At 67.5% G+C, this 25,653-nt stretch carries 21 protein-coding genes and 1 pseudogene; 18 read left to right on the plus strand and 4 right to left on the minus strand.

Features of this window, described 5'->3' with window-relative positions; genetic code table 11:
- Positions 1 to 4 precede the first annotated feature (4 nt).
- Positions 5 to 2,086, plus strand: a complete 2,082-nt coding sequence (locus PEM_RS00590) for a gluconolaconase (RefSeq protein WP_111129575.1) — start codon at positions 5 to 7, stop codon at positions 2,084 to 2,086.
- Here the strand turns inward: PEM_RS00590 and PEM_RS00595 are convergent.
- A complete protein-coding gene (locus PEM_RS00595) occupies positions 2,064 to 2,471 on the minus strand; it encodes a YciI family protein (RefSeq protein ID WP_053499021.1) in 408 nt (135 codons plus the stop codon). The two genes, PEM_RS00590 and PEM_RS00595, sit on opposite strands and share 23 nt — an antisense overlap.
- Before the next feature lie 472 nt (positions 2,472 to 2,943).
- Here PEM_RS00595 and PEM_RS00600 point away from each other — a divergent pair.
- From PEM_RS00600 to PEM_RS00665, 14 genes and pseudogenes are all read left to right on the plus strand, one after another.
- A pseudogene (locus PEM_RS00600) lies at positions 2,944 to 3,885 on the plus strand (IS481-like element ISStma12 family transposase); the annotation flags it as partial.
- A 342-nt stretch (positions 3,886 to 4,227) separates the two neighbouring features.
- Complete coding sequence (locus tag PEM_RS00605; RefSeq protein ID WP_053500761.1) at positions 4,228 to 4,641, plus strand: YciI family protein; 414 nt, start codon at positions 4,228 to 4,230, stop codon at positions 4,639 to 4,641.
- A 67-nt stretch (positions 4,642 to 4,708) separates the two neighbouring features.
- Positions 4,709 to 5,131: a VOC family protein gene (locus tag PEM_RS00610; protein ID WP_005415090.1), complete on the plus strand. Its 423-nt coding sequence runs from the start codon at positions 4,709 to 4,711 to the stop codon at positions 5,129 to 5,131.
- A gap of 40 nt (positions 5,132 to 5,171) precedes the next feature.
- Complete coding sequence (locus PEM_RS00615) at positions 5,172 to 5,582, plus strand: VOC family protein (RefSeq protein WP_005415091.1); 411 nt, start codon at positions 5,172 to 5,174, stop codon at positions 5,580 to 5,582.
- Positions 5,583 to 5,606: 24 nt separating this feature from the next.
- The gene (locus tag PEM_RS00620; protein WP_111126871.1) at positions 5,607 to 5,963 is read left to right on the plus strand and encodes a DUF1428 domain-containing protein; all 357 of its coding nucleotides are present in this window, start codon (positions 5,607 to 5,609) and stop codon (positions 5,961 to 5,963) included.
- Positions 5,964 to 6,008: 45 nt separating this feature from the next.
- Positions 6,009 to 7,271, plus strand: a complete 1,263-nt coding sequence (locus PEM_RS00625; protein ID WP_111126873.1) for a sigma-70 family RNA polymerase sigma factor — start codon at positions 6,009 to 6,011, stop codon at positions 7,269 to 7,271.
- 106 nt (positions 7,272 to 7,377) lie between these two features.
- Positions 7,378 to 8,574 (plus strand): hypothetical protein, encoded by a 1,197-nt coding sequence (locus PEM_RS00630; protein ID WP_005415094.1) that lies wholly within the window; start codon positions 7,378 to 7,380, stop codon positions 8,572 to 8,574.
- A complete protein-coding gene (locus PEM_RS00635; protein ID WP_032953880.1) occupies positions 8,565 to 9,665 on the plus strand; it encodes a hypothetical protein in 1,101 nt (366 codons plus the stop codon). Before PEM_RS00630 ends, PEM_RS00635 begins: the two co-directional genes overlap by 10 nt.
- A 100-nt stretch (positions 9,666 to 9,765) precedes the next feature.
- A complete protein-coding gene (locus tag PEM_RS00640; protein ID WP_005415096.1) occupies positions 9,766 to 10,443 on the plus strand; it encodes a hypothetical protein in 678 nt (225 codons plus the stop codon).
- A 16-nt stretch (positions 10,444 to 10,459) separates the two neighbouring features.
- Entirely contained in the window at positions 10,460 to 12,112 is a 1,653-nt protein-coding gene (locus PEM_RS00645; protein ID WP_111126875.1) for a CsgG/HfaB family protein, read from the plus strand.
- Between the two features lie 360 nt (positions 12,113 to 12,472).
- Positions 12,473 to 14,122 (plus strand): M28 family metallopeptidase, encoded by a 1,650-nt coding sequence (locus PEM_RS00650; RefSeq protein ID WP_111129462.1) that lies wholly within the window; start codon positions 12,473 to 12,475, stop codon positions 14,120 to 14,122.
- Between the two features lie 285 nt (positions 14,123 to 14,407).
- Positions 14,408 to 15,667, plus strand: coding sequence for a histidine kinase (locus PEM_RS00655; RefSeq protein ID WP_021204365.1), 1,260 nt, complete (start codon positions 14,408 to 14,410; stop codon positions 15,665 to 15,667).
- The gene (locus PEM_RS00660; RefSeq protein WP_111129464.1) at positions 15,657 to 16,427 is read left to right on the plus strand and encodes a LytTR family DNA-binding domain-containing protein; all 771 of its coding nucleotides are present in this window, start codon (positions 15,657 to 15,659) and stop codon (positions 16,425 to 16,427) included. Before PEM_RS00655 ends, PEM_RS00660 begins: the two co-directional genes overlap by 11 nt.
- A gap of 33 nt (positions 16,428 to 16,460) precedes the next feature.
- Complete coding sequence (locus PEM_RS00665; RefSeq protein ID WP_111129466.1) at positions 16,461 to 16,805, plus strand: hypothetical protein; 345 nt, start codon at positions 16,461 to 16,463, stop codon at positions 16,803 to 16,805.
- A 39-nt stretch (positions 16,806 to 16,844) separates the two neighbouring features.
- Here PEM_RS00665 and PEM_RS00670 read toward each other — a convergent pair whose 3' ends face one another.
- Positions 16,845 to 17,459 (minus strand): hypothetical protein, encoded by a 615-nt coding sequence (locus PEM_RS00670; RefSeq protein WP_049411437.1) that lies wholly within the window; start codon positions 17,457 to 17,459, stop codon positions 16,845 to 16,847.
- A 309-nt stretch (positions 17,460 to 17,768) separates the two neighbouring features.
- Here PEM_RS00670 and PEM_RS00675 point away from each other — a divergent pair, with 309 nt between their 5' ends.
- Entirely contained in the window at positions 17,769 to 18,698 is a 930-nt protein-coding gene (locus PEM_RS00675; RefSeq protein WP_019336401.1) for an oxygenase MpaB family protein, read from the plus strand.
- Positions 18,699 to 18,808: 110 nt separating this feature from the next.
- On the opposite strand, the gene PEM_RS00680 is transcribed toward PEM_RS00675, so the two are convergent.
- The gene (locus tag PEM_RS00680) at positions 18,809 to 20,920 is read right to left on the minus strand and encodes a M13 family metallopeptidase (protein WP_111129468.1); all 2,112 of its coding nucleotides are present in this window, start codon (positions 20,918 to 20,920) and stop codon (positions 18,809 to 18,811) included.
- Between the two features lie 176 nt (positions 20,921 to 21,096).
- Here PEM_RS00680 and PEM_RS00685 point away from each other — a divergent pair, with 176 nt between their 5' ends.
- A complete protein-coding gene (locus PEM_RS00685) occupies positions 21,097 to 24,159 on the plus strand; it encodes an EAL domain-containing protein (RefSeq protein ID WP_111129470.1) in 3,063 nt (1,020 codons plus the stop codon).
- A 95-nt stretch (positions 24,160 to 24,254) separates the two neighbouring features.
- On the opposite strand, the gene PEM_RS00690 is transcribed toward PEM_RS00685, so the two are convergent.
- A complete protein-coding gene (locus tag PEM_RS00690) occupies positions 24,255 to 25,136 on the minus strand; it encodes a LysR family transcriptional regulator (protein WP_111129472.1) in 882 nt (293 codons plus the stop codon).
- Between the two features lie 95 nt (positions 25,137 to 25,231).
- On the opposite strand from PEM_RS00690, the gene PEM_RS00695 reads away from it, so the two are divergent.
- Positions 25,232 to 25,642: a DoxX family protein gene (locus PEM_RS00695; protein WP_065186682.1), complete on the plus strand. Its 411-nt coding sequence runs from the start codon at positions 25,232 to 25,234 to the stop codon at positions 25,640 to 25,642.
- Positions 25,643 to 25,653 lie beyond the last annotated feature (11 nt).

A 25,653-nucleotide genomic window follows, 5' to 3' on the forward strand; every position in this document is an offset into this window, starting at 1 on the left:
CACGATGGCACGGTGGCAATGGATGGCGGCAGGGGTGGCGTTGGCAACGGCGGTGGGCTTGGCTGCAACCTGGTGGGATACCCCGCTGAAAACGCTGGCCGGCCCTGCCGGCCCGGTGCCCACGCCGCTGGCCTGGACCGCGCAGATCGAGCCGCTGGCCGGCGATGGTCACCCCGGCGACCGCGACGGTGCGTCCGCGCAGGCGCGCTTCGCCGACCCGTATGCACTGCTGCGCGGCACCGATGGCAGTGTCTATTTCACCGATGCCGGTGACAACAACCGGATCCGCCGCCGCCTGCCCGATGGCCGCGTTGAAACCGTGGCCGGGCAGGGCGAGGGCCGTGTCGATGGCCCTGCGCTGCAGGCCAGCTTCAATACGCCTTCGGGCATTGCCGGCGATGCGCAGGGCAACCTGTACGTGGCCGACACCGGCAACCATGCGATCCGCCGCATCGGCACCGATGGCCAGGTGACCACGTTGGCCGGTGGTGAACAGGGCCACGCCGACGGCCCGGCCACGCAGGCGCGCTTCGATGCACCGATGGGCGTTGCGGTGGACGCGCAGGGCCAGGTCTACGTGGCGGACACGTTCAATGACCGCATCCGGGTGATCGGTACCGATGGCAGTGTGCGCACCCTGGCTGGTGGTGATCGGCCAGGCTTTGCCGATGGCGTGGGCGCCGCTGCGCGTTTCGATACGCCAGTGGCGCTGGCCTTCGACGCGCAGGGTGCGTTGCTGGTGGCCGATCTGTTCAACAACGCCGTGCGCCGGGTGGGGACCGATGGCACGGTCAGCACCGTGGTCGCCGCCGGTGGCGTGATCAATGGGCCGCTGTCGCTGGCCACCACCCACGACGGCGTGCTGTACGTGGGGGATATGGATGGCCGCATCGTGCAGGTGACGCCGCAGGGCCACCAGATCGCGCTGGTCGGCAATGGCCGCCTGCCGCGCCTGGCCCGCCCGAGCGGGTTGGCGCTGGATGCCGATGGCAGCGTGCTGGTGGCCGACGCCGCAGGCTACCGCCTGCATCGCCTGCGTCCGCTGCCGGTGGGCGAACTGCCGGCGCCGGCACTGGTCGGCCCGGCCGCCGATGCCGCGCTGCCGAAGACGGGCGGCCGTTGGCCGCTCGCACCGCAGGACGGCTGGCACGAAGTGGTCGGCACCCTGGGTGAAGTGCGCGGCAACTTCAGCGGTGAGAGCCGCCACCACCTGCATGGCGGCTTCGACGTGCGCGGTGATGTGGGCCAGACCGTGCTGGCGATTGCCGAAGGCAAGATCAGCAGTCCGGTGGCAGCCTGGAACCTGGGCGAGCAGGCCGAGGGCCTGGCGGTGGACCGCCTCAAGTACATCCACATGCGCGTCGGCCGCACCCCGCGCGATGTGCCGTTCGACGCGCGCTGGCAGGCGTTGTACGACGAGCAGGGCAAGCTGCAGCGGATGCGCGTGCGGCGTGGCATGCGCATCCATGTGGGTGACCGCCTGGGCAGCATCAACAACCAGGCGCACGTGCACCTGGCGGTGGGTACCGGTGGTTTCGAGACCAATGCGGTGGCGCTTGGCTTCCATAACTACGCCGATCACTTCGCACCGCGCATCACTGATGTCGCACTGCTGGACGACAACGACCAGCCGATGGCCGCAGGCAGCGATGGCGTGGTAATGGTCGCGCGGCAGGGGCGTGGCGTGCAGATCGTGGTGGAGGCCTGGGACCAGGTCGACAACAATCTGCCACGACGCCGCCTGGGCATGTACCAGGTGGGTTACCAGATCCTCGATGCTACGGGACAACCGCTGCAGGGCTACGAGCAGCCGCGCTGGAACATCGTGTTCAACCGCATGCCGCCGCAGCGGGAAGCGGTGCGCGTGGCCTACGCACCGGACAGCGGCATCACCGTGCATGGCAGCGCGGTGACCCGGTTCCGCTACCTGGCCACCAACACCGTGCGTGATGGCCTGATGGAAACCGGACGCTGGCAGCCGGCGGCGTTGCCGCCGGGCGAGTACATCGTGCGTGCCAGCGTGCGCGACTACAGCGGCAACGAAGGCGTCGGCCCGCGCGAGATCAGAGTACGGCTGCTGCCATAGCCGCAGCCGGGGCGCCGCAGCGTTCGCGCTCGGCGTCCATGTCTTCCAGCGGCCGCACTTCGATGCTGCCGAAGCGTGCCCACGGGAAGTCGCGGGCGATGCGCATGGCGTCGTCGCGGTCGCGCGCCACGATCAGGTTGAAGCCGGCCAGCAGCTCGCGGGTTTCGGCAAACGGGCCATCGAGCACGCGGCTGTGTCCATCGCGCACGCGCAGGGTCTGTGCGGTATCGACCGGCTGCAGCTTCTGTGCGGCCAGCAGCGTGCCTTCGGCCTGCAGCTTGTCGGCATGGGCCAGGCAGTCGCGCATCAGCGCGTTGAATTCTTCGGTGGGCAGGGCCTGCAGCAGGGCAGGCTCGATGTAGATCAGAAGCAGGTACTGCTGCATGGCATGGTCCTGGCGGGGGCGGGGGTCCATGATCGCGCAGGATTGCGCACGGGCATGTTGCAGCGCAGAAGCGCGCCTTCGGCGGGGATCGGCGAACGGCGGAGCCCCTCCGTGGTGGGGTGGGGTTGGTCGCTGAAAGCGGGTTTGCTGAGGGTGGGCCGGGTGGGTAGGGGGGGCGGGGGACGCCGTAAACCCATCCGTGGGGGCTTAGCCGCGGCATCCATGCCGCGGACTGATCTGGCCCCCTGAAAACGGACGCCATGAAGCCGTTTCAGGCGGCAGCCCGGAGCTGCCGGGCGTAGTTGTTAGGCGAGTGGTAGCCCAGCGCCGAGTGTAGCCGGGCTGGATTGTAGAAGCCGTGGATGTAAGCAGCGATGGACTGGCTGGCTTGTGATCTCTCGGTAGGTTGTTCATCCGGGGCATCTTTGGAAAATGGTGGTTACCACACCTATCCAGTCCCCAAAGAGCCCGGATGAACCATCATAAAAATGCCCGTTTGACGCCGTTTAGTCGAGAACTTCTTGTCCGCCGCATCACTGAGCAAGGCCTTCGGCCAGAAGAGGCCGCCCAGGCTTGCGGGGTGAGTGTACGCACGGCTTACAAGTGGCTGGCCCGATATCGAGCCGAGGGCCTGATTGGGCTGCAGAACCGCAGCTCTCGGCCCAGCCGCAGCCCCCATGGCACCCCCGAGGCACTGGTAGAGCAGATCGTCCAGCGTCGACGTCAACGGCAAACCTACCTGACCATTTCCAAGGCACTGGGTGTGGCTCACAGCACCATTTCACGACTGATGCGCCGACGAGGACTCAATCGCCTGTGCCTTCTGGACCCACCGAAGAAGGCGGTCCGGTATGAGTACGACAGCCCGGGCGGCTTGCTGCACTTGGATATCAAGAAACTCGGCAACTTCCACCGACCCGGACACCGGGTCGATCCGAATCGGCGTGGCAATGCTGGCGGCGGTGGCTGGGGCTATGTCCATGTGGCCATTGATGACCACTCCCGAGTCGCCTTCAGCAGCGTTCACACCGATGAGAAGGGCCCAACGGCCTGCCAAGCGCTGCTGGCCGCTTTGGCGTACTACAAGACGCTGGGGGTCACCTTCCAGCGTGTCCTGACTGACAACGGCGCCTGCTATCGCTCCGGCGTCTTCGCTCGACTCGTCGCCTCGTTGGGCATGAAGCACTATCGGACCAAGCCCTACACCCCGCGAACCAACGGTAAGGCCGAGCGCTTCATCCAGACCAGCTTGCGCGAATGGGCCTACGCCTGCGAGTACGCTTCGTCAGAGCAACGCGATGCCGTGCTACCTGAATGGCTGCATCACTACAACTGGCACCGACCCCACATGGGGATCGGCAGCCAGCCGCCTATTTCCAGAATCCCGCTGAACAACGTGGTGGGTTTACACACGGGTGATACGGGACATAAGGGACCTCCAAGTGCGATCAAAGTATCGCTTCTTGGCGTCCGCTGACGGGGGGCCAGATCAATCCGCGCCATGGATGGCGCGGCTAAGCCCCCACGGATGGGTTCACGGCGTCCCCGCCAACCCCGCCCGCCCGGCCCACTCCCAGAAAACCAGCTTTCCGCGACCAACCCACACCACCGCGGAGGGGCTCCGCCGTTCGCCGACCTCCGCCGAAGGCGCGCTTTCCACGGAAGAAATAATTTTCAGAGGACGTGTCGATTCCCAGCCCCCTGGTTCGTTGTACCCAGTGAAGGGCACGCACCACGCGTCCCACGGGAGACCGAAATGAAAGTGATGGTGATCGTGAAGGCCAACGCCGACTCCGAAGCCGGCCGCATGCCCAGCGAACAGGAACTGTCCGAAATGGGCGCCTTCAACGAACAACTGGTGGCGGCCGGCATCATGCTGGCCGGTGAAGGCCTGCACGCCACCCAGCGCGGCCGTCGCATTCATTTCGGCGGCGGGGCACCCAAGGTCGAGGCCGGTCCGTTCGGTCCTGCCAGCGAACAGATCGCCGGCTTCTGGCTGTGGGAGGTGCGGTCGCTGGACGAGGCCGTTGAATGGGCCAGCCGTGCGCCGTTCGGCGAGGGCGGCACGCTGGAACTGCGTCCGCTGATCTCCGCAGAAGACTTTGGTGAAGCCTTCACCCCCGAATTACAGCAGCAGGAACAGCGTCTGCGTGCACAGCTGGAAGGCTGATCCGATTCCTCTCCCTGCCGGGCACGCCCCGGCACTATCGCCCTGAACCGCACAACGGAGTATTGCCATGAGACTGATTCCCTTCCTCGGCTTCAGCGGCCAGGCCCACGAGGCAATGGCGTTCTATGCCAAGGCACTCGGTGGCCAGGTCACCTCGGAAATGAAGTACCGCGACATGCCGCCCTCCGATGGCTCGCCGGGCTGCAACGAAATGCCGCCGGAAACCCTCGACCACGTTGCGCACAGCCAGCTGGAAATCGGCAGCGCCATCGTGATGGCGGCCGACGGTCCCGGCGGTGGCGAGGGCGGCTCGACCACCATCAATGTCGACGTCGACAGCATCGAAGAAGCCGAACGCGTGTTCGCTGCGCTGGCCGAAGGTGGCCAGGTGCAGATGCCGATCGCCGAAACGTTCTGGGCACATCGCTGGGGCATGCTGATCGACCGTTACGGCAAGCCGTGGATGGTCAATTGCATGAAGCAGCCCTGATCCCTCCCTCTTTCCTCTTCATCCGCAAGGAGCGTTACCAATGAGTGCACCACAACCGCAGATGATCTTCGTCAACCTGCCCGTGCAGGACCTGGAGAAGTCGAAGGCGTTCTTCACCGCGCTGGGCTACAGCTTCAATCCTACCTACACCAACGACGACGCGGCCGGCATGGTCATCAGCGAAAGCATCTACGTGATGCTGCTGACCCAGCCCTTTTTCCAGCAGTTCACCAACAAGCCGATTGCCGACGCGCACACCCACACCGAAGTGATCAATGCACTCTCGGCACCCAGTCGCAAGGCCGTTGACGAGTTGGTGGACAAGGCCCTGGCTGCCGGCGCCAGCGAACCGCAGCCGGCGCGCGACTACGGCTTCATGTACCAGCGTGGCTTCCAGGACCTGGACGGCCATCTCTGGGAGATCGCACACATGGACGGCGAGCCGGGCTGACGGCCGCCGCAAGGGAGGACCCTCATGGCTTACGTGGATGCGTACGTGCTGCCGTGCCCGCAGGACAAGGTGGCGGCCTACCGCCGCCTTGCCCGCAAGGCCGGCGTGGTGTGGAAGGACCATGGCGCGCTGCAGTACATGGAATGCGTGGCCGACGATGTGGAACCGGGCAAGAGCACCTCGTTCCCGCGCGCGGTCAAGGCGAAACCGGGCGAGACGGTGATCGTCGCCTTCGTGGTGTTCCGCTCGCGTGCGGCACGCGACCGCATCAACGCAAAGGTGATGGCCGACCCGCGGCTGGCGTCGCTGGGCCCGAAGGACATGCCGTTCGATACCCGGCGCATGTTCTGGAGTGGCTTCAAGCCGATTGTTGAAGCGTGAGCTGCGGCGCTTGTGCGGGCCGGGCGTGCGTGCTGTGATCGGCGCATGCTCGAGCCCGCACTGACGCAGCGTCTGGAAACCCTCTGGCGGATGGAGTCGCCAGTGCTGATCGCGCGCCTGGCGCGGCTGCTCGGTGGCGATGTCGGCCGTGCCGAGGAACTGGCCCAGGACACCTGGCTGGCCGCGCTGGAGCGTTGGCCGGAGCAGGGCATCCCGGACAACCCCGGAGCCTGGCTGATGACCACCGCGCGCAACCGTGCCATCGATGTGCTGCGCCAGCACCAGCGCGTGGCGCAGCAGCACGCGCAATGGCGCGAGGAACTGCATCCGGCGGCGCTGCCGGCACCCGATGACAACCAGGCGCTGGAGGATGATCTGGGCGATGACCTGCTGCGGCTGATGTTCGTGGCCTGCCATCCCGTGCTGCCGGCCGATGCGCGCGTGGCACTCACCCTGCGCCTGCTCGGTGGCCTGACCACCGTGGAGATCGCACGCGCGTTCCTGCAGCCGGAACCGACCATCGCCCAGCGCATCGTGCGCGCCAAGCGCACCCTGGCGCAGAAGCAGGTGCCCTATGAAGTGCCGCGCGCGGAGGCGATGCCGGAGCGCCTGGCTTCGGTGCTGGAGGCGATCTACCTGGTGTTCAACGAAGGCTATGCGGCCAGCGCCGGCGATGACTGGATGCGCCCGGCACTGTGCGAGGAAGCGCTGCGCCTGGCCCGCATCCTGGCCCATCGGTTGCCGGTGCCGCCGGTACTGGGCCTGCTGGCGCTGATGGAGCTGCAGGCCTCGCGTGCAGCGGCGCGGGTGGACGCGCAGGGCGCGCCGGTGCTGCTGGACCAGCAGAACCGCGCGCGCTGGGATTGGCTGCAGATCGAACGTGGTCAGCAGGCACTGGTACGTGCGCTGGCCGCAGGCGGCGGGCAGGATCCCTACGTGCTGCAGGCACGCATCGCGGCCTGCCATGCGGCTGCGCGTCGCGCTGACGCCACCGATTGGCCGCGCATTGCTGCGCTTTATACACAGCTTCTGCAGGTGCAGCCTTCGCCAGTGGTGGCATTGAACCGGGTGGTGGCGATCCTGCGCAGCGACGGTCCCTTCGCCGCGTGGGCGCAACTGCAGCCCTTGCTGGTCGACGCGCGCCTGCGTGACTACGCGCCACTGCAGGTGGTGCGTGGCGAGCTGTTGCAGGCACTGGGGCGCGAGCAGGATGCGCGTGACGCTTTTGGCGAGGCGGCTCGGCTCAGCCACAACCAGGCCGACCGCGGACTGCTGCGGCAACGGGCCGGCCTGCCCCCCACGGACTGAGCCGACAAGGACAGCACTTGTCGCCGCGCGCCTGAGCGGCTATGTTTCGCGCCCAGCGGACGCATCAGCGCCCGCATTCCGTGCGTATTGACCGAGGAGCGGTTGGATGTATTCAAGGACGAAGAGCGCATCGCGCGCTTTTGCGCGCCTGCTTGCCTGTGCCCTGTGCCTGGCCGTATGGCCGACGGCCGTGCAGGCCGCGGACAAATCGCAGCAGGCCTATTGGGCCGGTTTTGCCTATACCGCTGACGCCGCCGCCGTGCAGGCGACCACGCCGCATGCGCATGCGGTGCTGGAACGGCGTGGCCTGGTCCCGCTGAACCAGACGCTGGCGCAGTCGCTCAAGCGCCGCGCACCGGCCCACCTGGAGCTGATCGACCAGCCGGTGGCGATGCTCGACGGCACCACCAGCGCCACCGTGCTGGCCGCCGCGCTGGACCGCGAACTGGTCTCGGTCGAGCCGATCGGTGACCAGTACAAGGTGCTGGTGGAAGTGGCGCTGCAGGCGTTGTTCTTCGACTTCCGCGAGCGCCAGGTGATCGCGTCCTATCCGCTCACGCTGCAGCGCATCGACGTGCAGGATTACCGACCGGACAACGACGATATCGACGCGATCGTCGCCGATCTGCTGTATGGCGGCGCCGATACCAGCCTGTCGCAGGTGCTGGCGGCCAGCCTTGCCCAGGCCAGGTTGCCCGACGCGGCGGTGCGCCGTCTGCAGGTCGGTGGAGTAACCCTGTCCGACGCGGTCCGCGCCAAGCTGCCCGACCCGAAGTGGGAAGCGCCGCTGCGCGCCACGCTGGCCCATGAACTGTCCAAGACGCTGTCGTCCAACACCGGCGTCGGGCTGCTGCCGCCGGCCTCGGGCCAGGCGATCGGTGGCGCGATGGCTGCCCGCTTTGCCGACGGCAAGGTCTACCAGCTGAAGATTCCCGAACCCGACTACGTCATCAACCTGCAGGTCGATGCATTGAAGAACGGCGTGATCGAGGAAACCCCGGCGATGAAGACGATGCTGTTCGGCGCCTTCTTCACCGCCAAGGTGACCGAGCCGTTCTCGGGGAAGGTCTATTTCGAACAGCCGCTGCGCAAGGGGGCCACCAAGGTGGTTCCGGCCACGCAGTGGCAGGTCGACCAGTGGTCGGCCAGCTACGAAACCCTGCTGGCCGGGCTCGATGCCTTCGCCGGCGCCGCCGCCAAGCGTGCCGATTCGCGCGCCTGGCTGGACGAACAGAAGCCGGGCGGCCGCCCGTTGCAGCAGCAGACCCAAGCCCTCCAGGAGTTGATCAAGTCATGTCGTTGATGCGTACCATCCTGCTCATCCTCATCGCGCTGGTGGTGGCCTCGCCGGTCGCTGCGCAGACCGCGAGTTCGCGCGGCACCGGCTCGGCCAGCTACGGCCTGCGCCTGAGTGCCGATACCCGTGCCCAGGCCCTGAACAAGGCCAAGGTCAATGCCCTGGAGGCGTACATCGCCGAAACCGGTGCGGCCAAGCTGCGCCTGTTCGAAGCGCGCCGCGCCGAGTTCATCGGCGAGATCGACCGCTACGTGCTCAGCGCGGTGCAGCTGTCGGACACCGAAGACAAGAAGGCCAAGACCTACACCGTCACCGTCCGTGCCGAGATCAACACCACCCTGCTGCAGACCAAGCTGGATGCGGGTTCGGCCGTGGCCGGTGCCACCGCCGCGCAGCGCTCGCTGCTGACCTTCCTGTTCATGGCGCGCTCGCAGGACACCGTGCAGTCGTTCCAGGACAAGGAATACCGCCGCGTCGACGCCAGCAGCAGCTACAGCGAGAACACCCGTGAGGGCGACAGCTTCCGCGGCAACTCGGTCAGCACCAACGGCAGCATCAACCAGAATGGTTCGGTGTCGGTCACCAGCGGCGGCAGCACCACCGCGCGCGCCGACAACATCACCTGGAAGGTGGCCAACGCCGCCGAGGTCAACACCGCGATGACCGGGGCCTTCAGCGCCGCGGGCTACGAAGTGGTTGAAGCCGAATACGTGGAAGGCGAATCGCGTGGCCTGCTCAGCATCGAGCGCATCCGCAAGGACTTCAGCACCGGCAACGACCTGGCCCCGGCCACCCTGCGTGACACCGCCAACGGCATCCGTGCGGCCAACATTCCGTACATCGCCGTCGGCACCCTCGACATCGGCATGCGCGACCGTGATCCGGCCAGTGGCAACACCCGCGTGTTCGTCACCGTCACCGGCAAGGTGCTGGATGTGACCGGTCGTTTCCCGCGCACCGTGTCGTCGGTCGGCCCGGTGCAGTTCTCCGGTACCGGCCCGAATGAAACCGTGGCCCGTACCAACGCACTGCAGCTGGCTGCCGAAAAGGCCGCCCAGCAGATGATCAACGAACTGAACGTCAAGGCAGTGCGCTGATCCGCCGCCCCGGTGGGTGCCGAGCGCGCTCGGCATCGCCCCGGGGCTCACCGATTCCCCACGTGCCGCACCGCGGCCGTCTCTCCCAAAGGACTCTCACATGATCCGCAATACCGCTCTTGTCCTGGCCATCGCGGCCGCCACCCTGTCGATGCCGGCGCACGCTGGCCTGGGCAAGCTGAAGGACCTGGCCGGCGCCGCCACCGGTACCTCCAGCAGCAGCGCCTCCAGCGCCGCCGCACCGGATGAAGCCGCGCAGGAAGCACTGGTGCGTCGTTTCGTCAGCTCGCAGTCGCACTCGCTGCAGGCCCAGACCTCGTTCGCCCGTGCCTTCGGCCTGGCCGAGCAGGTGCAGCTGCTGGAAGCCGAGCGCCAGGCGCTGTCGTCGGGTTCGGTCAGCGTCGATGCGATGAAGAAGTCGGTGTCGGTCAGCGAAGCCGCCCAGGCCGCGATCGACGAGCGCCAGGCCGCGCAGCCGGAGCTGAACGCTGAATCCAAGCAGCACTATGCCGAAGGCCTGGTCTCGCTGCTGGCGTCGGCTGCCGAAGCGCAGAAGCTGGGCGGCGAAGCCAGCAACTTCACCGCCGGCATGAAGAACCTGGGCGCCACCCAGATGGCCACCGTCGGCCGCAAACTGGCTGCCGGTGCATGGGTGGCCAAGGAATCGCCGGGCTTCATCCAGGGCCTGTACGGCTCGACCAAGTCGGCCGTGACCTTCGCCAAGAAGAGCAAGGTGAAGGTGCCGTCGAACGCCGATTCGATGCTCGACTCGATCTGATCCGAGGATCAACCCCATGCGTACGACCTCCCGTTTGATCGGCCTGGGCCTGGCCGCCGTGCTGCTTGCAGCCTGCGGCAAGCAGGACACCCCGGCCGCCGATGCGCCCACACCCGCCAAGGACAAGGCAACCAGTGCACTGGCCAGCAATGCGCCAGTGGAAGCAGCGCCCCTGCGTGGCACGCCGGATTTCGGCGGCACCACCCAGGTCGCGCGCGAGGCCGACGGCATCGGCAGCACCCCGGAACTGGCGGTGCTGGCGGCGCTGCAGTCGGCGGTGGCGCAGGTCAACGGTGTACGCGTGGCCAGCCAGATGCAGGGCCTGCGTGCAGGCCTGCATGTGGATGTGGATGACGAACACGTCGGCGATATCCGCGCCGACGCGTTCACCCAGCAGATGATCGCCGGCTCGCAGGGCGCGGTGCTGGGCTATGAAATCCTGTCGCAGGACGAAGTGCGGCAGCTGGACGAGGAAACCATCGCGCGCGTGCGCGCCAGCGATGAAGGCTGGAGCTTCAAGGGTTCGGCCTCTGCCAGCGCCTCTGGCGAAGCCACGGCCAAGGGCGGCGGTGCCTCGGCCAGTGTCAAGGAGCGCTACGACGAGAAGGTCAGCGTCGATGCCAAGCGTGGCGCAAGCTCGTTCGATTCCGACGTGACCCACCGCAGCATGCGCAGCTACTGGAAGGTACGCGTGCGTGCCCAGATCGCCCAGTACCGCGCACCGGACGAGCAGGGCAAGCCGAAGATCGTGGTCGCGCTGCCGCGTACGAAGGCCGGCAGCTATGCCGTGGGCGATGGCCGCGTGAGCGCCGATGAAGTGGCCGACGCGATCCGCGCACGCCTGTCCGACACGCTGACCCAGACCCAGCGCTTCATCGTGCTGGATCGCGAGTTCGGCGACGAACTGCAGGCCGAGATCGACCACATCAACAGCGGCAACGTGCGTTTGCAGGACACTGCCCGCGTCGGCCAGCAGCTGGCGACCGACCTGATCCTGATCCCGACCATCGAACGCTTCGAGTACCCGCGCAGCGTGCGCAACCTGCGCATGTCCGACCGTCAGGTGACCTCATACTCCGGTGGCGGCCGCATCACCCTGCGCCTGGTCAACGCCACCACTGGCCAGGTGGTGATGTCCGACAGCTTCGATCACCAGTTGGCCTCGACCGGCCCGAGCACCCTGCCGCGTGTGGTCAACGGCCGCAACATGGCTGCGGCGATGATGGAATCGCTGTCCGGCCAGATCGGCACCAGCATCGTCACCACGCTGTTCCCGGTGTCGGTGGTGTCGGTGGACGGTGACCAGGTGGTGCTGAGCCAGGGCGGTGACACCGTGCAGGCCGGCCAGCGCTGGCAGGCTGTGCGCCTGGGCGAGGAACTGAAGGACCCGCAGACCGGCCGTTCGCTGGGCCGCAGCGAACACCCATGCTGCACCATCCGCATCGACCGCGTGGCTGCACAGACCTCGTACGGCACCATCGAAGACGGCGTTGACGCGATGCGCGGCGGCTTCCGTCCGGGCCAGATCGAACTGCGCCAGAAGCTGGGCAGCAAGCCGGCTGCCGCCGCTGCTGCGGGCGCGACCGCCCCGGCTGCAGCCGCCGCCCGCCCGGCCGCCAAGCCGAAGCCCAAGCCTGCTGCCGCCCCGGCCGAAGACCCGAACTGGTAACACGCCCAAGCAACACACAGATGGGGTCAGAGCCCTTTCCCGCCGGGAAAGGGCTCTGACCCCTTCGTGTTTCCGTCCGTGTCGACCAAGGTCGACACCCACCAACAGCAGCAGAGATCTGTCGAAGGCGGGGTGGGTCCGGTTGCGGGGGTGTCCGCGGCATGAATGCCGCGGCCAAGCCCCCAAGGACGGGTTTACGGCGTCCCCCGCAACCGGACCCACCCCGCCATCCCACCGAATGCCTGCTTCTGCTGTTGCTGTTGCTCCAGCTGTTGCTGCTGCCCTGGCTTCGGCGGGTGCAGGGCGCAGCCCTGCCGAATCCCATTACACTCCAGAGAGATTTCCCTGCTGGAGAGAGCAATGAAGCGAGTAGCACTGGGCCTGCTGGCCTTGTCAGTGTCGAGCGCACTGATGGCGGCCACCCCGAAATTCGATGGCGCGCGGATCTCCGCCGACGTCAAGGAACTGGCCTCCGACGCCTACGAAGGCCGCTCGCCGGCCACCGCCGGCGAAGAGAAGACCATCGCCTACCTCAGCAAGCAGTTTGCCGACGCCGGTCTGCAGCCGGGCGGCGACCTCAAGGACGGCAAGCGCCTGTGGACCCAGGCCGTGCCGCTGCGCAAGGGCGACATCGTCGGCACACCGCAGCTGGCGCTGCACCAGGGCGGCAAGACTGTTGCGCTGGAGCAGGGCAAGCAGATTGCCGTGCGCGCCGCCATGAACGGCGCCAGCAACGTCGACATCAGCAAGGCCCCGCTGGTGTTCCTCGGCTATGGCGTGAAAGCGCCGGAGCGCAACTGGGACGACTTCAAGGGCGTGGACCTGAAGGGCAAGATTGCCGTCGTACTGATCAACGATCCGGACTTCGAGACCGGCCAGGGCGACTTCGACGGCAAGGGCATGACCTACTACGGCCGTTGGACCTACAAGTACGAAGAAGGTGCCCGCCAGGGCGCGCTGGGCGTGCTGATCGTGCACGAGACCGCACCGGCCTCCTATGGCTGGGCCACCGTGGCCGGCTCCAACACCAACACGATGTTCGACGTGGTGCGCGACAACCCGGCCGAAAGCCACCCGCTGCTGGAAGGCTGGATCCAGCGCGACCTTGCCGTGGAGCTGTTCCGCTCCGCCGGGCAGGACTTCGAGGCGCTGAAGAAGAAGGCGCAGCAGCGCGACTTCACCCCGGTGCCGCTGACCGGCGCCAGCCTGGACGCGAAGTACGCGGTGAAGACCGAAGTGATCACCTCGCACAACGTGGCCGCACGCCTGGAAGGCAGCCGCCATCCGGATGAGACGATCATCTACAGCGCGCACTGGGACCACATCGGCGTGGGCGAGCCGGACGCGCGCGGTGACCGCATCTTCAACGGCGCACTGGACAACGCCAGTGGTACCGCCTCGCTGCTCGAGCTTGCCCGTGGCTTCGCCAAGGAAACGCGCCCGCAGCGTTCGCTGCTGTTCCTGGCGGTCACCGCCGAGGAGAAGGGCCTGCTGGGTTCGGAGTACTACGCCACCCATCCGCTGTACCCGCTGGAAAAGACCGTGGCGGTGATCAACATGGACGGCATGGCGCCGTTCGGCCCGTCGCGTGACTTCGGCATCTACGGTGCCGCGCGTTTCGAGCTGCTGGACCAGCTGAAGGACGTGGCCAAGGGCTGGGACATCCGCTACACGCCGGACCCGAAGCCGGAAGCGGGCCTGTTCTTCCGCTCCGACCACTTCCCGTTCGCCAAGCGTGGCGTGCCGGCGCTGTCCTGGTCGGCCGGCCAGGACTGGGTGGACGGTGGCGTCGCCGCAGGCAAGAAAGCCTCCGAGGACTACACCGCCAAGCGTTACCACCAGCAGGGCGACGAATGGCAGCCGGACTGGGTGTTCGCCGGTGCCGCCCGCGACCTGGAAGTGCTGTACACGCTGGGCAACCAGCTGGCCAACTCCCGTGCCTGGCCGAACTGGAGCAAGGACGAGTCGTTCCGCGCCGTACGCGACGCCAGCGCCGACCAGCGCAAGTAAGGGCGTTCGGTAGTGCCGGCCGCTGGCCGGCAACCGCACTCGGTCCGGGCAACCGTCCCCTGAGTCAGGGGGCGGCGCCATAGGCGCGGGGATGTGGGTGCTGGTGAGATGGGGCCCACGGCTTGCGCAGGCGAGCCGTGGGAGCGCCAGCGCGAATGCGCAGGCGCGTTCCCGGCATTTCCATAGCGGCTTCCATCCGCACTTTCCGGCCCTTCGTCGCAGGCCGCTTGCTTGCCCGGCGGGCCGCCCTATGCTCGGCTCACCCCCTTCCTCCAAGGCGCCGCCGTGTTCGCCAGCCTTTCTCTCCTGTTACGTCATCTGCTGGCCTGGGCTGCGGCGCTGTTCGTCGCAGGCATGGTCTGGAGCGGCATCTTCAGTGGCATGAACGATGGCCCGGGCTGGATTTTCGGCCTGCTGGCGATGTTCCTGATCATTTCCGCGCTGGGCAGTGCCATCACCCATATCCGCCGGGTCTGGCTGGTGGCCGGTCGCCTGGATGCCACCACCTTGTCCGGGCGCCAGCGCCGCCAGATAGAACTGCCGATGGACGCCGGCCACGCGTTCTCGGTAGTGGAAGCGGCGATCGCCGAACTTCCCCGCGTGGAGGATGTGGAAAGCTCGGCCGGCAGCCTGCAGGTGCGCGCCTATGTTCGCCGCGTGGATCTCTGGAATGGGCGTCAGCCCTCGCGCTGGAACCTGCCGGCGCGGCTGGCGATCAAGCGCAACAGCGTGCTGGCCACGGTCACGCCGGGGCAGGGCACCAGCACCGTTACCCTGCTGTTCGAACCCGATGCCGGCTGGTGGGCCGACCTGCTGGCGCTGGACGAGGGCAGCAACTTCGAGAACGCCGAAGCAGTCACCCGCGCGATCAGTCGCCGCGTCGCCGACCAGCGCCGCGACGAACAGGCTGCGGCCGAACAGACCCAGGTGGAAAAGGAACTGTCGGTGGCGCGGCTGAACCTGCTGCATGCGCAGGTGGAACCGCACTTCCTCTACAACACGCTGGCCAACGCGCAGGTATTGACCCGCACCGACCCGGCACGGGCCGAACAGATGCTCGGCCACCTGATCCAGTACCTGCGCAGCTCGTTGCCACAGGTGGACGAATCGGTGTCCACGCTGGGCGTGGAGCTGGAACGCACCCGCGCCTACCTGGAGATCCTGCGCATCCGTATGGGCGCACGGCTGGCGGTGGAAGTGCAGGTGCCCAACGAACTGCATGGCGTGCACCTGCCGGCGATGGCGCTGCAGACGCTGGTGGAAAACGCGATCAAGCATGGCCTTGAACCCAAGCCCGGCGGAGGCACGATCTGGATCCTGGCGCGCGGCTTCGATGACCACGTGACGGTGACCGTGGCCGACGATGGGCTCGGCTTCGGCCAGGGCACCAGTGGTACCGGCATCGGCCTGAAGAACCTGCGCGAGCGCCTGCGCCTGACCTGCGGTGAGCAGGCCGGCGTGGCGATCGTCGCCAACTTCCCCAGCGGCGTGGCAGCGACCATGACCCTGCCGCAGTCGCACAAGGAGCGCAGCCATGCCGCTTGAAGCCCTGATCGCCGAAGACGAGGACCTGCTGCGGCAGTCACTGGTGGAGCAGCTGGGCCGGCTGTGGCCGGACCTCGCGCTGGTGGCCGAGTGCGAGGATGGTGCCAGCGCACTGGAGCAGCTGGCCGAGAAGCAGCCGGACATCGCCTTTCTCGATATCCGCATGCCTGGCATCAGCGGCATCGAGGTGGCGCGCTCGCTGTCCGAGCTGAGTCCGCGCACCCAGGTAGTGTTCGTCACCGCCTACGACCAGTACGCCATCGATGCGTTCGAGCAGGGCGCGATGGATTACCTGTTGAAGCCGGTCAGCGACGAGCGCCTGCTGGCCACCCGCGAGCGCATCCTGTCGCGGCTGCCATCGACGCGCCAGGACGATGCCGTGCTGGAGCGCCTGCTGCAGCGGCTGGGCCCATCGCAGGGCGCTGCCGAGCGCCCGCCACTGGCCTGGATCACCGCCAGCAACGGGCGCGAGACGCAGCTGATCATGCTGGAAGACGTGGCCTACTTCCGCGCGGACAACAAGTACACGACCGTGGTCACCGCCAGCGGCGAAAGCCTGCTGCGCACGCCATTGCGCGAGCTGCTGGAAGTGCTCGATGCGCAGCACTTCCGCCAGATCCATCGTTCGACCATCGTCAACATGAAGGCGGTGGCGGCGGTCAGCCGCGACGATACCGGGCGCGGCGTGCTGCGCCTGCGCGGGCGCACGGAGACGCTGGTGGTCAGCCAGCCGTTCATGAGCCTGTTCCGCGGCATGTAGCCGCAGCAGCATCCCCTTCACCGAGGAACGAACATGCCCCGACTGTTGATTGCGTGCATTGTCGTGCTGGCGTTGGCCGGCTGCGAAAGGTCCCGCAACACCTCGATCACGCGCACCCACGCCAACGGCGTGGACACGCTGTACAGCAAGGCTACCGTCGTCGATGGCGAGGCTCGTTTCCAGTGCATTGCCAGCAGCAGTGGTGCCTGCCACTACCTGGTGCTCGATCCGGGCTGCAGCCCCGATGCGGCGTGTACCACACCGCCGCTGCGCCGGTTCGCAGTTGCGGCAGGCAAGACCGAGGCCATGCGTGGCCTGCCCGGCGGCTTCCGCCAGTGCGTCAGCCAGGACCCGATAGAACACTGCCACCGTGAGTGATCACGGTGGCAGTGTGGGTCCCCCCGCTTCCCTGAAGGCTCAGTAGGCAGGTTGCAGTGTCAGGTCGTGATGGTGCTCGGTCTCGCCCACATGGTTGAGGCGGCCGACCAGTTCGGAGTGCTGCTTCATCCGGCCGATCTCGGTCATGATGCGGATGTCCTCGTGGCGCAGTTCGCGCCTGGCGGTGACCGCCTGCTTGTAGTCCAGCACTTCCGGGTAGTGCTCGGCCAGGTCCAGCGCCTCGGCCACGTGTTCGACGCTGTCGGCCTTGGAACTGATGCGGGCGCGGCTGTTGAACGCCTTCATCCAGCGCTCGAAGCCGGCCTGCTGATCGAACATGTTGGCCATGAACCAGATCACGAACAGGATCGAGACCCACGAACCGAACACGATCACCACGCGGGTGAAGGTGATATGGAAGTCATCGCGCCACAGGTAGTTGGCGATCAGGCCCAGGATCAGCAGCGAGGCCGCCTGCCAGCCGACGATCGAGGCGATCAGCCACTGGCACTTGGCCTGGGCCAGCACCGCCACTTCATCGCGGATCTGCTGCTCGCTCAGGTTGCGCCAGTGCGCCACCTGTTTGTCGAACGGGCTGCTGTAGAGCTCGTTGTCGCGAAGCAGAATTCCCAAACCCTTGAACAAAGCAATCATGGCTGGCTCCTTGTGGAACGTGCGTCGATCAGCATTGGACGGTGTGGCAGGTCCAGTTCTAGCACTTCCAGCGGGCCGTGCAACGGGGGCAATGCCAAGCGGCGCAAGGGTTTGCCCGGCGGGGGTGAAAATTGATGCATTGCATCATCGCAGTCGCAGCCTGCGACAGGATGTCGCAGGGTGAAACGTGCTGCGGCCGCACATGAAACCGTCGCTGAGCGGGGAGGCTCGCCGCCGGAGGCGTGATCGCCGAGAATCGGAGCCAACCGCGCAAGACGCGACTGTTCTTCCGCCTTTCCTGGACCTGTGATGCCGGCTTTGCTGCAGCGACTCTCCCGCCCCGTCACCGCGCCGATCCGACGCTGGGTACTGGACGCCTTCCCGCGCGGCCAGAGCGGCATCGATTACGACCATCCGCAGGGCGACCCGGGCTGGTTCGGCCCGGACAGCGTCACCTGGCGGCTGCACGCCGAATTCCCCTCGATGCTCGCCGGTGGCCTGTGCGCGCTGATGCTGCAGACACTGCACCCACGCGCGCTGGCCGGGGTCTATGACCACTCCAATTTCCGCCAGGACCTGGTGGGTCGGCTGCGCCGCACCACGGCCTTCGTTGCCGGCACCAGCTATGCGCCCAGCGGCGAGGTGGAGGCGCTGGTGGCCAGGGTGCGCCGCATCCATGCGCAGATCCGCGGGCAGACCGCGCAGGGCGAGCCCTACGCCGCCGACGATCCGCAACTGCTGACCTGGGTGCACGTGACCGAAGCCTTCGGTTTCCTGCAGGGTTTCCGACGCTACGGGCGCGAGGTGCCGGCGCACATCGCCGATCGCTATTACGACGAGTACCGTTGCGTGGCCGAGGCACTGGGCGCGGTGGATGTGCCGCGCAGCGAAGCGGAAGTGGCGGCGTACTTCTGTGCACGTCAGCCGGAGCTGCGTGTGGATGAGCGCTCGCGCGAGGTGCTGGAGGTGCTGTCCGGCGTGCGCCTGCCGGTACCGGTGCCGGGGCTGTCGCGCGAGGTGTTCCTCGGTGCGGGCGCGGCGCTGCTGCCGGACTGGGCCGAAGGCATGCTTGAACGCAGTGGCCGCCAGCGCGCGCAGGCGGCGGCGTCTGCGAAGCTGATGCAGGGCATGGCGCCGCTGTTCCGCCGCGCACTGCCCGATGGCCTGGCCAGTCGCGCCTGTGCACGCATGGGCGCTCCGGTGGAGATCCTGCGCGAGTGGCCCGCGGTTGCCTGGTAGGTGCCAAACTTGGTTGGCACGCCTTTCACGCGGTGCCGCGGAAGCGCCAACCAAGGTTGGCAGCTACCCGCAAGTGAAACGGGCGCCTTGCGGCGCCCGTTCCGGTTACATCACCACACCTTGACCCGCTTGTCCGGGGCCAGGTACAGCTTCTGGCCTTCCTTCACCTCGAACGCCGGGTACCAGGCGTCGATGTTGCGCACGGTCAGTGCGCGGAACTGGCCCGGTGCATGCACATCGGTCAGCAGCGAGTTGCGCAGCGCCTGCTCGCGGCTCTTGCTGCGCCAGGCCTGGGCGAAGCCGAGGAAGAAGCGCTGGTCCGGGGTGAAGCCTTCCAGGGTCTGGCCCGGCTTGCCCTGCAGCGACAGCTGGTAGGCATCGTAGGCGGTGCCCAGGCCGGCCACGTCGGCGATGTTCTCACCCAGGGTCAGCTTGCCGTTCACATGCACGCCCGGGAACGGCTCGTAGCTGCTGAACTGCGCGGCCAGCGCATCACCGGCGGCGTTGAACTGCTTCAGGTCCTCGGGGGTCCACCAGTTGTGCAGCTTGCCGGTTTCATCGAACAGCGCACCGGCGTTGTCGAAGCCATGGCTGATCTCGTGGCCGATCACCGCGCCGATCGCACCGTAGTTCACCGCGTCGTCGGCGGCGCCGTCGAAGAACGGCGGCTGCAGGATCGCCGCCGGGAACACCAGGCGGTTTTCCAGCGGTACGTTCATCGCATTGATGGTCTGCGGCAGCATCGCCCACTCGCTGTGGTCGACCGGCTTGCCCAGCTTGGCGATGTTGCGCTGGTACTCGAACAGCTCGGCGCGCTGCGCATTGCCCAGCGGGTCATCACGGCGAATCTCAAGGCCGGTGTAGTCGCGCCACTTTTCCGGATAGCCCATGCCCACGGTCAGGCCGGCCACCTTCGCCTTGGCGCTCGCCTTGGTCTGCGGCGACATCCACGCCAGCGCGTCGATGCGCTTGGCGAAGGCGGCAATGATGTTCTTGGCCATCTCGTCCGCGCGTTCCTTGGTCTTCGCGTCGAAGTGCTTTTCGACGTAACGCTTGCCGATCGCTTCGCCGACGGCATGGTTGGCATCATCCACGGCGCGCTTCCAGCGGTCGCTCTGCTGCGGCGTGCCGCTCAGCGCGGTGCCATGGAAGGCGAAGCGGGCATCGGCGAACTTCTTCGGCAGGTAGGCGGCGGCACGGTCCAGCGCGTGGAAGGCCAGGTAGTCCTTCCAGGCGTCCAGCGGCTCGGTGGCGACCAGCCTGGACAGGCCGGCCACGGCCTTGGGCTGCCACACGATGAAGTCCTGCTGGTTGCCCAGCGCGGCCGCATCGAGGAACGCGCTCCAGTCCATGCCGGGCGCCTTGGCATTGAAGTCGGCCTGGGTCCACGGATTGGCACCCTTGGTCACATCATTGGTTTCTTCCTGGGTGGCATGCGCCTGCGCGATCTTCGTTTCCAGCGCCAGGATGCGCTGCGCCTTGCCAGCCGGGTCGGCCACACCGGCCAGTTGCAGCATCTGCGCGATGTAGGCCTGGTACTGCTTGCGCAGCTCGGCCATGCGGCCATCGCCCAGGTAGAAGTCACGGTCGGGCATGCCCAGCCCGCCCTGCACCAGGTACGGCGCGGTGCGGTCCGGCTGCAGCAGGTCCACCGAGACCCACAGGCCGAACAGGCGGTCGGTGTAGAAGTTGGTGGCGTTGAGCAGGTCGACGTCGGCGCGCAGGTCGCCGCCGAGGGCGCGGGCCAGCCCGGCCTTGTCGGCGATCGCATCGATGGCCTTCAGCTGCGGCTGCACCGGCGCCAGACCGCGCTGCTCGATGCCAGCCTCGTCCATGTAGGCGGCGTAGTAATCGCCGATCAGCTTGTCGTCACCGCTGGCCTTGGTGTTGCCGGCCGCCCCTTCAAGGATGGCGCGGGTGTCGGCCAGGGTCTTCTCGGCAATGACGTTGAAGCTGCCGAAGCGCGAGCGGTCGGCCGGAATCTCGGTGTTCTTCACCCAGGAGCCATTGGCGAAGCCGAAGAAGTCGTCGCCGGCGGCGATGCTGCGATCCATGCCGCTGGCATCGAAGCCGAAACTGCCCAGCATCGGCTTGGCCGCAGCGGGGGCGGCATCGGCCGGCGCGGTGGCACCGGCGGCCGGTTCGGCCGGGCGGTCACAGGCGGCCAGGGACAGGCTGGCAACGATGGCCAGCGCCAGGGTGGGACGGCGCAGCTTGGACATGGACTTCTCTTGCAGCGGAAAACCCCAAGTCTAATCCGCTCCGGCGCCACTGGCCGCGTCCTTGCGCCGCCCGTCCTGTGCAGGATCTGGCTGAACGCGCAGACGCGATCTTCACGCCGTCACCGGGGTGGTGCATGCTGGACCCTGGAGCCCTGCGCGGACACGGGGAGGTGGCCATGCGGGGGCGGGTCAGGCGTCAAGAATGGCGTCCACCGGCCGTTGAGGTCGGGGACGTGGAGGATTCGTTCGCGCATGAAGCCAGCCGACTGCACAAGGAAGATCAACCGATGCCCGCGCTGAAACGGGCGTTGGCCCGCCCGCTGCGCGCCATTACCTGGGGCGGAGTGCTGCTGGGCGTGCTGCTGGTAACCGGCCTGACCCTCATGCTGGTCAATGACTACCACCGCCGCCTGGAAGCGGCACAGCGGCAGAGCCGGGCGCTGGCGGTGGGCAGCGAGCGCCTGCTGGCGCTGGAACTGCGCAACCTGGAGCGCGCCCTGTCCGGCATCGCCGCCGACGCCGCCGAGCTGTTCCGCAGCGTGCCGGCGCAGGCGCCGGCCTTGATGGATGCCTCCATCGGCGGCGTGCTGGGCCGGCATGCCGAACTGCACAGCATCGCCGTGCTCGACCGCCATGGCCGACCGTTGACGGCCGGCGAGGGCGACCTGCAGCTGCCGCTGTGGACCGACCCGCAGCGTCGTGGCCAGGGCAGCGCTTTGTACATCGGCCCGCCGCAGCGGGCCAGCGATGGCGGTTGGGTGGTGCCGTTGGCGCTGCCGATGGCCGGCGAACGCTGGCTGCTGGCACGGCTGCGCTGTGGCGAACTGCAACGCATCGTCGGCGGCCTCGATGTCGGCCCCAACGGACTGGTCTCGATCAGCGATGCCGAGGGTTACATGCTGGCCCGCGTGCCTGATCCGCACGGCACGGTGGGCCGCCGCTACGACCTGCCGCGCCGTGACCTGCTCGGCACGCAGGCGGTGGTCGAGCTGGGAAGCGTGCCGGGTGTGGTCGACGGCGTACCGCGCATCATCACCATCAGCACGCTGGAACACAGCCCGCTGGCGGTGCAGGTCGGCCTGGCCGACGAAGACGTACTGGCGCCGTGGTGGCCGTACCTGCAGGCGTCGGTGGCGATCGTACTGGCTTACATCGCGGTGTTGCTGGTGCTGCTGTACGCCGTGCGGCGCAGCACCCGCAGCCAGCAGGCCATGGCCGAGGAGCTGAAAACAGGCCACGCCGAGCTGCGTCTTGCGCACCAGGTCGGTCGTGTCTGTACCTGGTACGTGGATGAGGACGCCGCACTGCTGCGCTGGTCGCCGCTGGCGCGCGAGATCTTTGGCGTGCAGACCGATGCGCTGCCGGTGGCCGATTTCTTCGCACGCGTGCACCGCGACGATGCCGCGCGCCTGCAGCATGCCTTTGACCAGGCATTCGCCGGCAGCGCCGTGCTCGACCAGGTGTTCCGCCTGGTATTGCCCGGGGGCGAGGTGCGCTGGGTGGGCGCACGTGGGCAGCGGGTGGAAGTGGCCGACAGCGAGCGGCGCATGATCGGCGCGCTGACCGACCTGAGTGAGCGTTACCAGGCGCGCGAGCAGGTGAGCGAGGTCGAGCGCCGCTTCCGGCTGCTGTTCGACCGCAATCCTGCACCGTTCTGGGTGTTCGACCCGGATACGCTGCGCTTCATCGAGGTCAACGACGCTGCGGTGCGCCAGTACGGCTACAGCCGCGACGAGTTTCTGTCGATGAGCATCCTCGACATCCGCCCGCGCGAAGGCTGGGACGAAGTGCGTGGTGCCATCCAGCGCGCACAGGTGGGCGATCCACCCGACGCGACCGTGCGCCTGCACCGGCGCAAGGACGGTAGTGTGTTCGAGGTGCGCGCACACCTGTCCAAGCTCGATTTCGACGGACAACCCGCGTGCCTCGTGCTGGCCGAGGATGTCAGCGAACGGCTGGCCTACGAGCGTGACCTGGCCTATCGGGCACGGCACAACCCGGCCACTGGCCTGCTCAACGTGCGCGCCCTGACCGAACAGCTGGACGAGCAGCAGCAGGGCTACACCATCGCCTTCGTGCAGTTGCGTGGCCTGCAGCTTGTGGCCGATACGCTGGGCCGTGAGATCGGCGATGCGGTGCTGCAGTCGATGGCGACCCGGCTCGGTGGACTGGGGGCGCGTTGCGGCACGCTGGCATTCCAGCCGGCGGAAGACTTCGTGTTCGCGATCGGGGCCGAGCACGATACCCAGCGCGTGCTGGATGACCTGCTGCAGATCGTGTCAGCGCCGATGCGTGGCAAGGATTCACTGCACCAGTTCGAACCGCGCATCGGTGTGGCCGTGCACACTGCCGGTGACGGCCACAGCGCCGAGCAGGTGATCGGCATGGCCGCGCAGGCCGCGCACGCGGCGCGTGCCGAGGGCAACGTGGTGGTCTGGTTCGATGCGGCAGTGACCACGCGGCTGGCCGACCGCCTGCGCCTGGCCGGGCGCATCCATGCCGCCATCGACAACGAGTTCCAGCTGTACTTCCAGCCGATCCGGCACGCCAGCGATGGCAGCCCGGCCGCGCTGGAGGCCCTGCTGCGCTGGCCGCAGGCCGATGGCAGCTTCATCCCGCCCAACGAGTTCATCCAGCTGTGCGAGGACACCGGGTTGATCCTGGCACTGGGCCGCTGGGTGATCCGCGCCGCGGCGAAGGCACAGCGGCGGCTGGTCGAGGCCGGTTGGGGCGAGCTGCCGATCGCGGTCAACGTGTCGGCAGTGCAGTTCTTCAACAGCGACCTGGTGGCCGAGTTCACCCGCGTCCAGCAGGAGTTCGGACTGGCCCGCGGCGCACTGCACGTGGAGCTGACCGAGAGCAGCCTGATGCGCAAGCCGGCGCAGGCGATGCAGACCATGCAGCGCCTGCACGAGCAGGGCATCAGCGTGTCGCTGGACGATTTCGGCACCGGCTATTCCAGCATGTCCTACCTGCAGCACCTGCCGCTGGACATCCTGAAGATCGATCGCAGTTTCGTCGCCGACGTGGAAACCAATCCGCGCAACGCCTCGATCTGCCGCGCATTGCTGTCGCTCGGCCACAGCATGGGCCTGACCATCATCGCCGAGGGCGTTGAAACGCCGGGGCAGCTGGACTGGCTGGCCGCGCACGGCTGCGACCAGGTGCAGGGCTACCTGCTGGGGCGGCCGGCGCCGCTGGAGCGGATCATCGACGCGCTGGATGAGGTGGCCGCCTAGGTGGTAGTGCCGGCCGCTGGCCGGCATTCGCCCAGGACCGGGACGCGCCTGATTGCCGGCCAGCGGCCGGCACTACCGGCAAACGCCAGACTCGGCTACACCCCGGTTTCCACCAGGTGGTCGATGAAACTGCGCACCTTCGGCGCCAGGTGGCTACGGCTGGCATACACCGCGAAGATGCCGATCGGCGAGGCCTCCCATTCCGGTAGCACGCGTACCAGGCGGCCATCGGCCAGCGCGTCTTCCAGCAGGAAGTCGGGTTGCAGGATCACACCCATGCCGGCGATCGCCGCTTCGCGCAGCACGTCGCCGTTGTTGGCGTGCAGCAGGCTGTTCACCGCCACCTTCACTTCACCGCCGGGTCCCTGCAGCGGCCAGTGGTCGCCAGCGGCCCAGTAGCTGTAGCTCAGGCATGCGTGATCCTGCAGATCCTGCGGCGTCTGTGGGGTACCGCGTGCAGCCAGGTAGGCCGGCGCCGCGCACAGGCTCACCCGCGATTCGCCCAGCCGGCGCGCGATCAGCGCCGGGCTCGGCTCGCGGGTGATGCGGATGGCCACGTCGTAGCCTTCCTCGACCATGTCCACCAGGCGGTCGGACAGGGCCAGGTCCAGTTCCACCTGCGGGAAGCGCTCGCGGTAGCTGGCCAGCAACGGGCCAAGGCGGGCGATGCCCCAGCTGACCGGTGCGTTGATGCGCAGCGTGCCCGAGGGTTCCAGCGCTTGCGCGCCGATGCTGGCCTCCAGCGCGTCGAACTCGGCCAGCAGGCGCACGCACTGGGCGTAATAGGCGGCGCCGGTGCTGGTGGGGCTGACCCGCCGCGTGGTGCGGTGGAGCAGGCGGGTGGACAGGCGCTTTTCCAGTGCCGCGACCTGGCGGGTGACGCCGGCGGTCGACATGTCCAGGGCCTGTGCCGCGGCACTGAAGCCGTTGCGCTCGACCACCGCTACGAACACGCGCATCGCCTCGAGGGTGTCCATTGTTGCGCCTTATGAAATAAATACCGTCAGACGATCGTATTTATCGGCTCGTGAAGTAGCAATAACCTGTATCCACTCCCTTCAAGGTGCTTCCCATGCACACCGCCCCCCCTCCCGTTTCGCCGCTGGCCCCGTACGGTGCCACCCTGCTGCGCCTGGCCCTGGGCGTGCTGTTCCTGGTCCATGCGCTGATCAAGCTGCTGGTGTTCACCCCGGCGGGCACGGCGGCATTCTTCGAATCGCTGGGCCTGCCCGGCGTGCTGGGTTACCTCACCATCGGCGCCGAGCTGGTGATCACCACTGCGTTGCTGCTGGGCATCTACGCGCGCTGGGTCGGCCTGGTCGGCGTGCCGCTGCTGCTGGGCACCATCGTCACCGTGCACGGCGCCAACGGCTTCGGTTTCGCCAATGCCGGCGGCGGCTGGGAATACCCCGCGTTCTGGGCACTGGCGCTGGTGGTGCTGTTCCTGGTCGGCGACGGCAAGTGGACCCTGCGTTCGCGCTGATCGCCGCCTGA

It is taken from the genome of Stenotrophomonas sp. Pemsol (assembly GCF_003586545.1).
GTDB lineage: Bacteria > Pseudomonadota > Gammaproteobacteria > Xanthomonadales > Xanthomonadaceae > Stenotrophomonas > Stenotrophomonas sepilia.

What these genes read in the sequence shown, in the direction of transcription:
- PEM_RS00690 (WP_111129472.1), bottom strand. Translation starts at nt 25,136, where the DNA reads ATGGACACCCTCGAGGCGATGCGCGTGTTCGTAGCGGTGGTCGAGCGC.
- PEM_RS00680 (WP_111129468.1), bottom strand. Translation starts at nt 20,920, where the DNA reads ATGTCCAAGCTGCGCCGTCCCACCCTGGCGCTGGCCATCGTTGCCAGC.
- PEM_RS00685 (WP_111129470.1), top strand. Translation starts at nt 21,097, where the DNA reads ATGCGGGGGCGGGTCAGGCGTCAAGAATGGCGTCCACCGGCCGTTGAG.
- PEM_RS00610 (WP_005415090.1), top strand. Translation starts at nt 4,709, where the DNA reads ATGAGACTGATTCCCTTCCTCGGCTTCAGCGGCCAGGCCCACGAGGCA.
- PEM_RS00635 (WP_032953880.1), top strand. Translation starts at nt 8,565, where the DNA reads ATGTCGTTGATGCGTACCATCCTGCTCATCCTCATCGCGCTGGTGGTG.
- PEM_RS00595 (WP_053499021.1), bottom strand. Translation starts at nt 2,471, where the DNA reads ATGCAGCAGTACCTGCTTCTGATCTACATCGAGCCTGCCCTGCTGCAG.
- PEM_RS00625 (WP_111126873.1), top strand. Translation starts at nt 6,009, where the DNA reads ATGCTCGAGCCCGCACTGACGCAGCGTCTGGAAACCCTCTGGCGGATG.
- PEM_RS00650 (WP_111129462.1), top strand. Translation starts at nt 12,473, where the DNA reads ATGAAGCGAGTAGCACTGGGCCTGCTGGCCTTGTCAGTGTCGAGCGCA.
- PEM_RS00645 (WP_111126875.1), top strand. Translation starts at nt 10,460, where the DNA reads ATGCGTACGACCTCCCGTTTGATCGGCCTGGGCCTGGCCGCCGTGCTG.
- PEM_RS00670 (WP_049411437.1), bottom strand. Translation starts at nt 17,459, where the DNA reads ATGATTGCTTTGTTCAAGGGTTTGGGAATTCTGCTTCGCGACAACGAG.
- PEM_RS00675 (WP_019336401.1), top strand. Translation starts at nt 17,769, where the DNA reads ATGCCGGCTTTGCTGCAGCGACTCTCCCGCCCCGTCACCGCGCCGATC.
- PEM_RS00590 (WP_111129575.1), top strand. Translation starts at nt 5, where the DNA reads ATGGCACGGTGGCAATGGATGGCGGCAGGGGTGGCGTTGGCAACGGCG.
- PEM_RS00660 (WP_111129464.1), top strand. Translation starts at nt 15,657, where the DNA reads ATGCCGCTTGAAGCCCTGATCGCCGAAGACGAGGACCTGCTGCGGCAG.
- PEM_RS00620 (WP_111126871.1), top strand. Translation starts at nt 5,607, where the DNA reads ATGGCTTACGTGGATGCGTACGTGCTGCCGTGCCCGCAGGACAAGGTG.
- PEM_RS00665 (WP_111129466.1), top strand. Translation starts at nt 16,461, where the DNA reads ATGCCCCGACTGTTGATTGCGTGCATTGTCGTGCTGGCGTTGGCCGGC.
- PEM_RS00615 (WP_005415091.1), top strand. Translation starts at nt 5,172, where the DNA reads ATGAGTGCACCACAACCGCAGATGATCTTCGTCAACCTGCCCGTGCAG.
- PEM_RS00695 (WP_065186682.1), top strand. Translation starts at nt 25,232, where the DNA reads ATGCACACCGCCCCCCCTCCCGTTTCGCCGCTGGCCCCGTACGGTGCC.
- PEM_RS00605 (WP_053500761.1), top strand. Translation starts at nt 4,228, where the DNA reads ATGAAAGTGATGGTGATCGTGAAGGCCAACGCCGACTCCGAAGCCGGC.
- PEM_RS00630 (WP_005415094.1), top strand. Translation starts at nt 7,378, where the DNA reads ATGTATTCAAGGACGAAGAGCGCATCGCGCGCTTTTGCGCGCCTGCTT.
- PEM_RS00640 (WP_005415096.1), top strand. Translation starts at nt 9,766, where the DNA reads ATGATCCGCAATACCGCTCTTGTCCTGGCCATCGCGGCCGCCACCCTG.